This is a genomic window from Alcanivorax nanhaiticus, from assembly GCF_000756665.1.
In the GTDB taxonomy this organism is placed as follows: domain Bacteria; phylum Pseudomonadota; class Gammaproteobacteria; order Pseudomonadales; family Alcanivoracaceae; genus Alcanivorax; species Alcanivorax nanhaiticus.
Genome location: NZ_ARXV01000009.1, coordinates 1 through 13577, shown reverse-complemented (window position 1 = coordinate 13577; position 13577 = coordinate 1). Strand labels below are relative to the sequence as shown.

11 protein-coding genes are annotated in these 13577 nt (G+C 57.1%); 9 read left to right on the top strand and 2 right to left on the bottom strand.

Annotated elements, in window-relative coordinates; translation table 11 throughout:
- Positions 1-10: 10 nt before the first annotated feature.
- The 9 genes from mutL (at position 11) to Y5S_RS11800 (ending at position 10753) form a co-directional block, all read left to right on the top strand.
- Entirely contained in the window at positions 11-1840 is a 1830-nt protein-coding gene (gene mutL / locus Y5S_RS11840) for a DNA mismatch repair endonuclease MutL (protein WP_035233255.1), read from the top strand.
- Positions 1841-2842 (top strand): tRNA (adenosine(37)-N6)-dimethylallyltransferase MiaA, encoded by a 1002-nt coding sequence (miaA, locus tag Y5S_RS11835; RefSeq protein ID WP_052041567.1) that lies wholly within the window; start codon positions 1841-1843, stop codon positions 2840-2842.
- Positions 2843-3085: 243 nt separating this feature from the next.
- Complete coding sequence (gene hfq / locus Y5S_RS11830; protein ID WP_035233254.1) at positions 3086-3370, top strand: RNA chaperone Hfq; 285 nt, start codon at positions 3086-3088, stop codon at positions 3368-3370.
- 442 nt (positions 3371-3812) lie between these two features.
- Entirely contained in the window at positions 3813-5195 is a 1383-nt protein-coding gene (gene hflX, locus Y5S_RS11825) for a ribosome rescue GTPase HflX (protein WP_035233253.1), read from the top strand.
- A gap of 47 nt (positions 5196-5242) precedes the next feature.
- Positions 5243-6409, top strand: a complete 1167-nt coding sequence (hflK, locus tag Y5S_RS11820; protein WP_035233252.1) for an FtsH protease activity modulator HflK — start codon at positions 5243-5245, stop codon at positions 6407-6409.
- Positions 6409-7449: a protease modulator HflC gene (gene hflC, locus Y5S_RS11815; RefSeq protein WP_035233251.1), complete on the top strand. Its 1041-nt coding sequence runs from the start codon at positions 6409-6411 to the stop codon at positions 7447-7449. The genes hflK and hflC overlap by 1 nt, the downstream gene beginning before the upstream one ends.
- 454 nt (positions 7450-7903) lie before the next feature.
- Positions 7904-8089: a DUF2065 domain-containing protein gene (locus Y5S_RS11810; RefSeq protein WP_035233250.1), complete on the top strand. Its 186-nt coding sequence runs from the start codon at positions 7904-7906 to the stop codon at positions 8087-8089.
- Positions 8090-8153: 64 nt separating this feature from the next.
- Positions 8154-9326: an ATP phosphoribosyltransferase regulatory subunit gene (locus tag Y5S_RS11805; RefSeq protein WP_035233249.1), complete on the top strand. Its 1173-nt coding sequence runs from the start codon at positions 8154-8156 to the stop codon at positions 9324-9326.
- Positions 9327-9460: 134 nt separating this feature from the next.
- A complete protein-coding gene (locus Y5S_RS11800; protein WP_035233248.1) occupies positions 9461-10753 on the top strand; it encodes an adenylosuccinate synthase in 1293 nt (430 codons plus the stop codon).
- 442 nt (positions 10754-11195) lie between these two features.
- Here the strand turns inward: Y5S_RS11800 and Y5S_RS11795 are convergent, their stop codons facing one another.
- Together Y5S_RS11795 and Y5S_RS19875 are read right to left on the bottom strand one after the other, a co-directional pair.
- Positions 11196-11870, bottom strand: coding sequence for a hypothetical protein (locus Y5S_RS11795; RefSeq protein ID WP_035233247.1), 675 nt, complete (start codon positions 11868-11870; stop codon positions 11196-11198).
- A gap of 38 nt (positions 11871-11908) precedes the next feature.
- On the bottom strand, positions 11909-13577 hold a 1669-nt coding region (locus Y5S_RS19875), incomplete at its 5' end, for an InlB B-repeat-containing protein (RefSeq protein WP_035233246.1).

Here is a 13577-nt window from a genome sequence, read left to right as displayed (position 1 = left end):
AGGTCTGCTTTTGTCCAAGATTCAACTGCTCGATTCCCGCCTGGCCAACCAGATCGCCGCCGGTGAGGTAGTGGAGCGCCCGGCGTCTGTGCTGAAAGAACTACTGGAAAATGCACTGGATGCTGGCTCCGAATCCATCAATGTGGATGTGGAGCAGGGCGGGGTAAAGCTGTTGCGGGTACGGGACAATGGTCACGGAATTGAGCGTGAAGATTTGCCCCTGGCGCTATCGCGGCATGCCACCAGCAAGATTCGCGGCCTGGAGGATCTGGAGGCCATTGGCACCCTCGGGTTTCGGGGTGAAGCGCTGGCAGCCATCAGCTCGGTGTCGCGCCTGACCCTGGCCAGCAATGTGGAGGGCGAGGCTGAAGGCTGGCAGGTGCAGGTGGAAGGGCGCGACATGGCTCCCAGCGTTACACCGGCTGGTCATCCCCGCGGTACCACCGTGACCATGCGCGATCTTTTCTTTAATACTCCTGCCCGGCGCCGTTTCCTGCGTACCGAGAAGACCGAGTTCAATCATCTCGAAGAAGTGTTTCGTCGCATCGCCTTGAGCGAATTCAATACGGCGTTTCGTCTGACCCATAACCAGAAAGTGATCCATCAGTTGCCGGCGGGGCTGGATGACACCCTGCGCGCGGCTCGGGTGGCCAAGCTATGTGGCAAGGGGTTCATGGAGCAGGCGATCCCGGTGGATGTGGAGCGCGATGGCATACGTCTGCATGGCTGGATGGGCTTGCCCACGTTTTCCCGCTCCCAGGCAGATCTGCAGTATTTCTATGTGAATGGCCGGGTGATTCGCGACAAGGTGGTCAACCACGCGGTGCGTCAGGCTTATGCGGACGTGCTTTATCATGGTCGCCATCCGGCCTATGTGCTGTTCCTGGAACTGGACCCGGCCATGGTGGATGTGAATGTGCACCCCACCAAGCATGAGGTGCGCTTCCGCGAGCAACGCATGGTGCATGGTTTTCTGTACAGCTCGCTGCATCGCGCCATTGCCGAGGTACGGCCCGGGCAGGAATCCGCTCCTGCGGTCGTGGAGGAAGCGCTTTCCGTGCCGATGAGTGCGCCCACCCAGGGCAGTATGTCCTTGTCGGCTCCGTCAGGGCGACCGTACGCGCCGCCTGCCTCCTCTGGTGGTTTTGGCTATGGTCAGGGCATGCGTCAGGCGGATGCCTACGGTGCTCTGGTGCAACCGCAGGTGAGCGAGGCTGCGCCATCAGAAATGCCTCCGGTCAGCGAAGACGAAACCGTGCCGCCCTTGGGATACGCTGTGGCCCAGCTGCATGGCATCTTTATTCTGGCGGAAAATCAGCATGGGATGGTGGTGGTGGACATGCACGCTGCCCATGAGCGAATTACCTACGAACGCCTCAAACAAAGCTGGTCTGATGACAAGGTGCGCAGCCAGCCGTTGCTGGTGCCGGTGTCCCTGGCGGTGTCGTCCCGTGAGGCCGACTTTGCCGAGGAGCAGCCGGATGTTTTTACCCGGCTTGGGTTCGTGGTCGAGCGTGCCGGGCCGGAAACCCTGGTGGTGCGCGAAGTGCCTGCCATGCTGCGTAACAGTGACAGCGAAAGCATGGTGCGCGACGTACTCTCGGATCTGTTGGCCCAGGGTAGCAGTGAGCGCATCGAACAGAAGCTGGATGAACTGCTCTCGACCATGGCCTGCCATGGCAGCGTGCGAGCTAACCGCCGGCTGACGATTCCGGAAATGAATGCACTGCTGCGCGACATGGAAGCCACCGAGCGGTCCGGACAGTGCAACCATGGTCGCCCGACCTGGACGCAGATGAGCCTCAAGGATCTGGATCGCCTCTTTATGCGAGGGCAGTAAATGGACGCCGAGGCTAACGACATGTCGGCGTTGCCAATTCTATTGTTGATGGGGCCGACCTGCTCCGGCAAAACTGCGCTGGCGATTGAGGCTGCCCAAACCCTGCCCATCGAAATCATCAATGTGGACTCTGCGCTGGTGTACCGCCAGCTGGATATCGGGGCGGCACGACCGACACCTGATGAGCTGGCGGTCGCTCCGCATCGCTTGTTGGGCTTCCGTGAACTCACCGAACCCTATTCGGCGGCGGATTTTCGCGCTGACGCCCTTCGGGAGATTCGGGCGGTGCACGACAATGGCAAACTGCCCTTGCTCGTGGGTGGCACGATTCTCTATTTCAAGGCGCTGGTGGAAGGGTTGGCGCCGCTGCCTGAAGCCGACGAGCAGGTGCGGGGAGAGATTGCGGCCCTGGCTGAGCGGGAAGGCTGGTCTGCGGTTCATGCCATATTGAAGCAAGTTGATCCGGTGACGGCAGAGCGGCTGAAGCCTACTGACAGGCAGCGCCTGCAGCGTGCACTGGAGGTGTTTCGTATTACCGGGCGGCCATTGTCGGCTTTTCATGCCGAGCATCATACCGCTGTCACATTGGGCAGCGATGGTTTAAGCAGGTTCAGTGGCCTGCCGTGGCCCGTGTACAGCGCGGCATTGGCCCCGCAGGATCGCAGTTGGTTGCATGACATGATCGCCAAACGCTTTGACGCCATGCTGGTAGCGGGGCTGGTGGATGAAGTACGCGCTCTGCAGGCATTGCCAGGGGTTTACCGGGATCTTCCTGCCATCAAGGCAGTAGGTTATCGGCAGGTCTGGGATTACCTGCTGGGTGAATATGACGAGGAAGAAATGGTCCAGAAGGGGGTGGTTGCTACCCGTCAGCTGGCCAAAAGGCAGTACACCTGGCTAAGGAAATGGCCGAATCTGGAATGGTTCGACAGTAATAATGAGCAACAGCGCAATGCGCTGTATGGCCAGCTTGCGAAGATCTGTAAATCTGTGTTTAGTTAAAGCCGTCTGCCGCATTTTTGGTCTATAATGCCAATGAATTGGGGGTTGGGGATCTTGAATCATCGTTTCGCCATCCCATATAAGTCTTGCCCGGAACCATTTGGCCGGGTTGTGGACGAAAAAGATGCCTGATTGCGGATCAGGCAGGCAGTGGCCGTTCGGGACGGTTTCACTGTCGCAAACCGCGCTGATTGCTCGAAGTGTTGGGCACTACTTTTTACTGTAATTTCAAGGAGACTTGCCATGTCAAAGGGGCATTCTTTACAAGACCCTTTCCTGAACGCTCTGCGTAAGGAACGGATTCCGGTATCTATTTTTCTGGTAAACGGCATTAAGCTGCAGGGACAGATCGAATCCTTCGATCAGTACGTCGTGCTGCTGAAGAATGCAGTCAGCCAGATGGTGTACAAGCACGCAATTTCCACCGTTGTGCCTGCTCGCAACCCCCGCGCTGGTGGCAACCCGGCCATGACCGCGGGTAATGGCGGCGCAGCGCCCCAGGGTGGTGAGGGTTACGGCAATCAGTAAGGCCGGACCTCATGCTCTGCAAATAGCCACCTTCGGGTGGCTTTTTTGTGGGTTGTTCGCTGACTCAATACGCTTCATGCAACATGCTGCACGCAGAGTCCTCTGTGCAGGGGGCTCTCCGAATCTTCAGGGTATGTCTGCAAGTGAGCTGGCCCTGGGCAAGGGAACCCAGTTACGAGTCACGAGTTTCGAGTTGCGAAGAGCAAAACCGATGGTTGGGAACGGGGGGAGCTGTTGGTTTTCGAAACTCGCAACTCGCCGTCTCCTTGCCAGAGGCCGGATTGCCTGAAGGTGTTCCCGCGGTCAGAAAACGTTGTCTGGCAACTTGAAGTGGGCCCCTCCCGCCCAGATATGTCGATACATGGCCCAGGCGCGTGATGTTCCCTGCCTTTTTCGCCCCGCTGGTTTACAATCGGCACATCCATCCCCATATCAGGTCTCTATGGACTTATTTGATCGTACAGAACAGTCACGCACGGGTGCCGGAGAGAAGGCCATCCTGGTGCATCTTGATTTGCCGGATGCCATGGGGCGTGAGGATCTGGATGAATTTCATCATCTGGTGACCTCAAGTGGGGTAGAGCCTGTTGTCGAATTGACCGGCAAGCGGGATCGCCCGGATCCGGCCCTGTTTATCGGTACCGGCAAGAGCGAGGAACTGGCCCAGCTGGTGAAGGACCATGAGGCTGATGTGGTGCTGTTCAACCATGCCCTGAGTCCTGCCCAGGAACGCAACCTTGAGCGTGCGGTCAAGTGCCGGGTGCTGGATCGTACTGGTCTGATTCTGGATATTTTTGCCCAGCGTGCCCGTACCCATGAAGGGGTGTTGCAGGTGGAGCTGGCGCAGCTGCGTCATTTGTCTACTCGTCTGGTGCGAGGCTGGACTCACCTTGAGCGACAGAAAGGGGGGATCGGTCTACGTGGCCCGGGTGAAACCCAGCTGGAAACTGACCGCCGTCTATTGCGCGACCGCATCCGCGCCATTGAGTCCAAGCTGGACAAGGTGCGTAAACAGCGCGCTCAGGGCCGTCGTGCCCGGCAACGTTCGGAAACCCCGCTGATTTCCCTGGTGGGTTACACCAACGCGGGCAAATCCACCTTGTTCAATGCCATCACCACGGGTGATGTCTATGTGGCCGACCAGCTTTTTGCGACCCTTGATCCGACCCTGCGCAAGGTCAAGGTACCAGGGGTGGGGCCTGCCATTCTGGCTGATACAGTGGGCTTTATTCGCCACCTTCCGCACCGCCTTGTGCAGGCATTTCGTGCCACCCTGGAAGAAACCGTTAACGCCACCTTGCTGCTGCATGTGACAGATTGCAGTGCGGAAGAACGCGACAGCAATGTGGAGGCGGTGAATGAGGTGCTGGAAGAAATCGGTGGCGACAAGTTGCCGGTGCTGCATGTCTATAACAAGGTAGACAACCTTGGTGAGGCTCCACGCATTGATCGGGATGAGCACGGCCAGCCCTGGCGCGTCTGGATCTCTGCGCAGACCGGTGCCGGATTTGATCTGCTGTTCGAAGCCATTGCGGAACGTTTGGCGGCAGGTTGGGTCGATTGCTGGGTACGTTTGCCAGCCCATGCCGGGCGCTTGCGCGCTCGGTTGCATGAGGCGGGTGAAGTGCTGGATGAGCAGGCGGCAGTGGATGGCAGTATGTTACTGCGCATCAATGTAAACCGGGTGCACTTTGAGCGTCTTTTGCGCGAGCAGGGGCTGCGCGAGGATGAGCTGGTGGTACCCGCACCGGATGATGGGGCAGACCCGGTTGCAGGGGATGACAGCCCTTCCTACAATTCAGAACGCTCGCCGAAGGCGGGATAACGTAAATGCCGGAGAGGGCCCGGAGCCCGAACGGATTGGAGAGCTACATGGCGTGGAATGAACCCGGCGGTAACAAGCCGAAAGACCCTTGGGGTGGCGGTGGTGGTGATCAAGGTCCCCCGGATCTTGATGAGGCGCTGAAGAATCTCAAGGACAAGATTAATAATGTCTTTGGCAGCAAAGGCGGTGGTAACGGCGGTAGCACAGGCGGCGGGTCCCCTTGGCCGGTAGTCATTATTGCCACCGTAGTGGCTGCGCTGGTTTATATCGCAGTGGGTACATTCCAGGTTGATCAGCGGGAGCGGGCCGTGGTGCTGCGTTTCGGCAAGTTTGATCGCATTGTTGAACCTGGTCTGAATTGGCGTGCGCCGATTCTTGAGCAGTACCAGAAAGTGGATGTAAACAAGAACCGTCTGTTCGAAATCACTGAAGAGATGCTCACCAAAGACACTAATATTGTTAGTGTGACCCTTCAGGTTCAGTACCAGGTGGTGGACCCGGTCCCATTTCTTCTAAAGGTCGCGAGCCCGGAAGAAGTGTTACAACAGGCCACCAGCTCCGCGGTGAGGCATGTGGTGGGTTCGTCTTCTATGGATGATGTCCTCAAGGATAACCGTGAGGCCATTCCGGGAATGGTTGAGCAGCGTTTGAAGGAGTACCTGGATCGCTATGACACAGGTATCGTTCTGGATCGCGTAGTGTTGGATAAGACAGAGGCGCCAAGTGCTGTCCGAGATGCCTTCGATGATGTGTCCAAGGCCAAGGAGGATGAGGATCGCTTCAAGAAAGTTGCCGAAGCTTATCGTAATGCGGTGATCCCGCAGGCCCGTGGTGAGGCACAGCGGGTGACAGAGGAATCTGAAGCTTACAAGCAACAGGTTATTGATTCTGCAAAGGGTGATGCTGACCGTTTCACAGACCTTTTGGTTGAGTATCGCAAGGCCCCGGAAGTGACTCGCGAGCGTCTCTATTTGGAAACCATGACCCAAGTCTATGGCTCTACGAGTAAGGTGCTGGTCGATGTGGAGAAAGGCAACAGCCTGATCTACTTGCCTCTCGAGCAATTGGTTAAAGGGAAGTCAGGCAAAGTTCCTGCTCCCAAGCAGTCTGATCCAGGTGCCAATGATGGTGTGAGTGCTGGAGCTGACGATGGTGGAAGCGGGCGCAATGCCGGCCGTAGTTTGTACAACACTCAGAATCAGGGGTTGCGCTAATGAATAATCGAGGATGGTTCGCGCTACTCGTGGTCGGTGTGTTGGCGCTGATCGCGTTGGACTCTTTTTATATCGTCAATCAGACAGAAAAGGCGGTTCTTAAGCGATTCAGTAAAATTGAAAAAGCTGATATCCAGCCAGGTATATATCCCAAGCTGCCACTTTTTGATGCCATTCTGAAAGTGGATGGTCGTACACAGGTGTATGACGTGCCCACTCAGTCATTCCTCACCGCGGAGAAAAAGCTCCTGAATGTAGACGCTTTTGTAATATGGCGAGTGTCTAATGTTCAGCGCTACATCGTGACTGTTGGTGGTGGTCTGACCAATTCAAGGGCGATAGAGGGCGAGGCTCTCAAGCGTCTTACTCCTCGGGTAAAAGAAGCGCTGCGAAACGAGTTCGCTTCTCGAACGGTTTTTCAGGTTGTTGCTGGAGAGAGTGACGTCGAGAAGGTTGAGGATGGAAAAGCGGTGATTCGGGATGCGGTGACTGGGCAAACAACGGAGGTTCCAGCTGAGCAACTTGACCCATCTGCCATAGAGGCGGTTGCCAATCCGGAGGCAAAGCAGTCTGACAGCGACCAGCGAGAAGCCCTGATGGATAAGGTCAGGGAAGTGGTTAATAGCGGGACCATGGAAGACCTGGGTATCGAAGTGATCGATATCCGAGTCAAGCAGGTGGACTGGCCGGATCAGGTTCGTGGCCGTGTGTTTGACCGTATGCGTGCCGAGCGTCAGCGTGATGCCGCAGCGCACCGTTCCCAGGGCCGTGAGGAAGCCGAGAAGATCCGCGCTGGTGCAGATCGTCAGCGCACTGAGATTCTGGCGGATGCCTACCGCAAGTCTCAGGCGATCCGCGGTGAAGGTGATGCCCAGGCTGCGGCAATCTATGCCGGTGCCTATAATCAGGACAAGGAATTCTTCCGCTTTTATCGGAGCCTCCAAGCCTACAAGGAAAGCTTCAAGGATCCGGAGGACGTGCTGATTCTGGAACCGGATAGCGACTTCTTCCGTTATATGAAGGGTGCCAGAGGCCAGTAATCCGGCCCGGTACACAAAAAAGCCCCGCATTGCGGGGCTTTTTTGTGGCTGCTCTGCGGATGCAACACGCGTCAGGCAACATCTCTCGCACGATTGTGGGAGCTTGCCTGCAAGCGATCCGAGCCCAGGCGAGGAAATGGGTTTCGAGTTACGAGAAGCGAGTTTCGGAAGGCAAAACACAACCCCCGAATCTGACCAATGGTTTTAGATTTTCGAAACTCGTCACTCGACACTCTCTTCTGGAATCCTTGCCTCGCTTAGGCTCGGATCGCTTGCAGGCATACCCTGACGAGCACAGAGCGCTCTGGTGTGAGGATTTCCGCTGGGTACGTGTTGAAGATGTCGTGCCCGGTCAGGTGTTCAGGAGCCTGTCAGACGCCGGGAACCCGTGGTAGAATGCCGCAACCGGGGGCACTGCTCCCGGTTTTTTTGTGGCTGTTGTCTGGCAGGAATGATGGATTTTAGCTTGTTGATCAAGGCGTTATGCCTGGTGCTGGTCATAGAGGGCATTCCACTGTTTCTCGCTCCTGAGCGTGCCCGAATGGCAGCGCTGCAGGTGGCCCGGATGCCTGGGCGGACACTGAGAATTCTTGGGTTGGTGCTGATGGTGTTGGGCGCCGGCCTGCTGGCGGGTCTGTAGATCTCTCCGGTCATGGTCAGTAAAGGCTGGAGACGGCTTTCAACACCCCAAAGATGGTGAAGAAATGAATCAGGAAGCACAGTGGCTGCTGCCCGACGGGGTGGAAGAGGTTCTACCCGGCCGTGCCCGTGTCATTGAACAGTTGCGTCGTCGAACCCTGGATCTGTACCAGCAGTGGGGTTACGAGCTGGTGTTCCCGCCGCTGATCGAATTCCTCGAATCCCTGCTGAATGGTGCGGGTCGCGATCTGGAGCGAGAGACTTTCAAGATTACCGATCAGCTCACTGGCCGGTTGATGGGGGTGCGTGCCGATATTACTCCCCAGGTGGCGCGCATGGATGCACACAGCCTGCGAGAAAATGCACCGACCCGGCTGTGCTACTGCTCCAGTGCCCTTCGGACTCGCCCGGCGGTGGCGGGCGGCACGCGTCTTCCTTATCAGATCGGAGTGGAATTGTTTGGCCATGCTGGCGCAGACAGCGATCTGGAAGTCATTTCTCTGTTGCTGGAAACCCTCAAGCTTTCCGGGCTCGACCAAACCATTGTGCTGGACCTTGGCCATGTGGGTTTGTTCCGGGGCCTGGTTGAGGCCTGCGACCTGAGTGAGGCTGAACAGTATCAGCTGGAAGATATTTATGTGCGCAAGGCGAAGGTGGAGCTGGAGAGCTTTGTCGCCGAGCGTAACCTGCCGGGTAAGGCAGGAGAAGCGTTGCTGGCACTGCCTTGGCTGGCCGGTGAGCCCTCCGTATTGGAGCAGGCGCGCACGTTGCTGGGCGAATTTCCTGCTGCGTTGGACGCGCTGACCGAACTCTCCGAGCTGGTTGATGTGCTCAGCCAGAAAGGCATCAGATTACATCTGGATCTGGGCGAGCTGCGCGGTTACCACTACCATACCGGCTGTGTCTTCGCAGCCTACTTGCCAGGGGAAAGTGAGCCTTTGGCCAAGGGCGGTCGTTATGACCAGATCGGCGAAGTGTTCGGGCGCGCCCGGCCGGCCACCGGTTTCAGTGCCGACCTGAAAATGCTGGCGGCTCACTTGGTGGCGGAAAGCAACAGCGGCATCCTCGCTGAGGGCTCACTTCGTGATGTGAAGTTCGCGGCTTCCGTGGCGGCCCTGCGTGAACAGGGTGAGCGTGTGGTATTGGCCCTGCCCGGGGCAGACAACGATCCGCAGGTGCTCGGCTGTCAGCGCAAGCTGGTGCAGGCTGAGAACGGCTGGGTGATCAAGGATATTTAGATTTCGCTCGGCGGATTACCTCCGCCGCTGTGATCGGGGTGGCGATCGGCATGATGTCGATTCCGCCTAACGGAAAAGCGTGTCGCGGGAAGCGTGGTGCGTGCAAGCGTTCAATCAACAGGCAGCTAGCAATCATGGGCAAGAACGTAGTTATTCTCGGCACCCAGTGGGGTGATGAAGGCAAGGGCAAGATCGTGGATCTGCTCACTGATCAGGCCTCTCTGGTGGCCCGCTTTCAGGGCGGCCATAACGCCGGGCATACCTTGGTGATCGATGGCAAGAAGACCGTCCTTCACCTGATTCCCTCCGGCATTCTGCGTGAAGACGTGCAATGCCTGATCGGTAACGGTGTAGTGCTGGCTCTGGATGCCCTGCTGAAAGAAATCGGTGGTTTGGAAGAGAACGGAGTGCCGGTCCGCGAGCGCCTGCGTTTGTCTGCCTCTTGCCCGTTGATTTTGCCTGTTCACGTGGCACTGGATCAGGCTCGTGAAGCCGCTCGTGGCAACAAAAAGATTGGTACTACCGGTCGCGGCATCGGCCCGGCCTACGAAGACAAGGTTGCCCGTCGCGGTCTGCGTCTGGGGGATATCTATCACCGTGAGCGTTTCGCTGCCAAGCTGGGCGAAGTGATGGATTACCACAACTTTGTACTGCGTAATTACTACAATGCAGAGCCGGTGGACTTCCAGCAGACCCTGGATGAAACCCTCAAGCTGGGTGAAGACGTCCGTGACATGGTGACCGACGTTACTGCTGTGCTGCACCACGCGCGCGAGCAGGGCGAGAACATCATGTTCGAAGGGGCTCAAGGCACCTTGCTGGACATTGACCACGGTACCTATCCCTACGTGACCAGCTCCAACACCACCGCTGGCGGTACCGCTACCGGTTCCGGTGTCGGTCCGCTGTATCTGGATTACGTGCTGGGCATCACCAAGGCTTACACCACCCGTGTGGGTAGTGGTCCGTTCCCCACCGAACTGTTCGACGAAAATGGCCGCTATCTGGCAGAGAAAGGCCATGAGTTCGGCTCCACCACTGGTCGTGCCCGCCGTTGTGGCTGGTTCGATGCGGTGGCGCTGAAGCGCTCCATCCAGATCAACTCAATTTCCGGTCTGTGCCTCACCAAGCTGGACGTGTTGGACGGCCTGGAAGAGGTAAATATCTGCATTGGTTATCAGGATGCGGATGGTAACTCCCTGGCCTGCGCCTGGGATGCGGACAGCTATGAAGAAGTAAAGCCGGTCTACGAAAGCTTGCCGGGCTGGAGCGAATCTACCCTGGGTGCCAAGTCCATGGATGATCTGCCGGCCAATGCTCTGGCCTATCTCAAGCGGATTGAGGAAGTGACAGGTGCACCGATTGATATTATCTCCACCGGCCCTGACCGGGTGGAAACCATCATCAAGCGTCATCCGTTTGCATGATCCAGTAAGGCGGCGAAAGCCGCCTTTTTTATGGTTCATCGCGGATTAGTGGGAAAGGCGATGTTCAGCCAGATGCTTGACGCGAAACCCTGCTCGCCAGAAGGCCAATACCGTGGGAGGGTGCTTGCACTCGAAGGGGTTCCCATCATTGGCAAAGATTCGCGTGCAAGCACCCTTCCACAGCGTTGTTGCCAGCGATTAACCCTTGGCGTTCCTGTTTTCTCCTCCCGTCAGTCCACATTCCCGCGAAAGCCGATGGGCATCGCGACGGAACCGTCGCTCCCACAGTTGACTCCCTGCCCCCAGCCCTTTGGTGACCTTTACACAGGATTCTGCGTCCTGCGCGTATCCTCCTCACACATTCCCACTAATCCGCGATGAACCAAAAAAAGCGCTCTAACCAAATGGAAAGAGCGCTCATTCATTTACAGGCCCGCTAGCGTTACAGCTTTAAGCCTATAATCAAAGCGCTATCAAGGCCATCCTGGTAACAATTGGCGCTGTTATCCATATTTACCTCGTCGTAACACCCTGTGGCACCAGTATTAAAGTTATCTGTTGCCTCAGAATCCCCTGTCAGCAGCGTATTTGCTCCCTCGGAAACGGTCAGAATAATCGCCAGCTCTTGATGGGCGGCATCCTCGTAAAGTGATAGTTCTGAACCGTTTTGAGACCAGTACATCGTCTCTGGCCCCTCTGTCAGACTTTCACGATCATAGATCGTTGCACCATCCATATCGAAAAGAATGTTTTCCTCAAATGGCAGGTTCCAGGTCGCTGTTCCATCGCCATGAAACGCCAGAATGGTCTTGGCCTGTTTCAGACCCAATTGAGCACCGCTATTACTGGCTACAGAATTAGGGTCGCCATCGTATCGATTAACTCCTACCTCCAAGTCATAAATCTCGTAGGTGTTGCCCGTTACGTCACGGCTTTTTAATGCGGCGACTTCATCTTGCAAAGCCTCAATGGCGGCTTTCAATGCAGCAAAATTGTCATTTACATCCTGTGCGCTCGCGCTGGTGCCAGAGACGAAAGTATTCGGCAGTACAACCTCAGCCATGACCGGAGAGCTCATCATTGCAGCCGCAAGGCCAGCGATCATCATCTTTTTCATTGTTTAATCCCTCAAAAATTTTTCACATTGGCCACCGGCTACTGCCAGTTGGCCTGATCCCAATTGAACTCGTCCCACACGGCACCGATGCCCCCGACACCATCAGGAATAAAGCTGACGCTGACACTGCATGCTGCAGTCACTGCGTCTGTTGTATAAGTCGTTCCATCCAGCGTTCCGTCACAGCCGGAAATGCTTTCCACGATGTAACCGCTATCAGGCGTTACCGAGAAGCTGGTGGCCGCACCATGATCAACCTCCACGGTGTTCGGTCCGATCATGCCGTTGCCGCCATTGACGGTTGCCGTTACGGTGTAGGTCTTCAGCGTAAAGCTGGCTGTTACCGTACATTCTGCAGTTACGGGCCCGGTGGTGAAGGTGTTGCCATCCTGCGTACCACCACACCCAGAGATCTCGGACACCTCATAGCCTTCATCCGCAATCACCGTAAATTCCTGGGTTTGGCCGTATGCCACCTCAGGGTTGGCTGGAGTAAAGCTGCCATGAACTGCTTCGGTGGTTACCTGGTATTGGATCGGTTCAAATTCTGCAGACACTGTGCATGAGCCCATGATCGGGCCGGTGGTAAAGGTGGCTCCATCAAGGGTTCCATCACAACCACTGGCTGTCGCGATCTGGTGCCCGGCATCCGGCGTCAGCATAAAGCTGGTCCCACTGGCGTGTTGGACCGTCACACTGGTCGGCGAAATACTACCGGCACCGGTAACCGCTGTTTCTACCAGGTAGCTCATCAGGCTGAAGCTGGCTGTCACGTTACAGGCAGAGGTGACTGGGCCCACAGTGTACTCACCCGGGTTGCCCGTTGGTGCCACTTCGCAGGCGTCCCCGGTCGGGACTGCAGACAGTTCAAAGCCGAGTGCCGGGGTCACTGTCAGCGTGCCATTCTCACCATGCAACACCCCCTGGCTCTCCGGCGTCATGCTGCCTTCGCCTGCCTCTACGTTGGTGGTGACGTCATACTGGTTCTGCACATAGCTCGGAGAGAGGGTGCAGGCTTCGGTAATCGGCCCGGTGGTGTAGGTGGTGCCGTCCAGGGTGCCGTCGCAGCCGTCGACCGAGAGCAGCGTCCAGCCCGTATCCGGTGTCACCTCGAACTGGGCGGTGCTGCCATGATCCACCTGCGCCGATGCAGGCAGGACCTGGCCTCCTGGGACGTTAGTCGCAGCCACTTCATAGCTGTTGATCTCGAAGGATACCGACAGCTCGCAAGCCGCTGACAGCTCATCCGTGGTGAAGGTCGCGCCATCAAGGGTACCGTCACAACCACTGGTACCGGCAATGCTGTAACCGGTATCTGGTGTGATATCGAAATTGGCGCGGGCACCAGCCAGCAAGGACACCGACGACGGCGACACGCTGCCGTTGCCGTCTGTGCTGGCAGTTACCGTGAAGCTGGTGAACTCATTGAGCTCATCGTTGCTGGAGGCATAGCTGTTGATGGCGGCCACCAGATCATCACCACTGGTTACCGGCAAGGGGCCTTCCGCCTCGCCGATGGGAATGTCTGCGCCATCCTTCTTGCCATCCACCACGCCGTCACTAGCATCCACGATCAGCGCCATGACGGTATCAAACTCATCCGTGCCGGGACTAATAGTTTGTGCCTGGCTGGAGAGGCCGCCCAGCACTGCTGCGTACTGCTTGGCAGCCGGGTCATCACCAGTGGTGCTTGGCACCGTGGTCAGC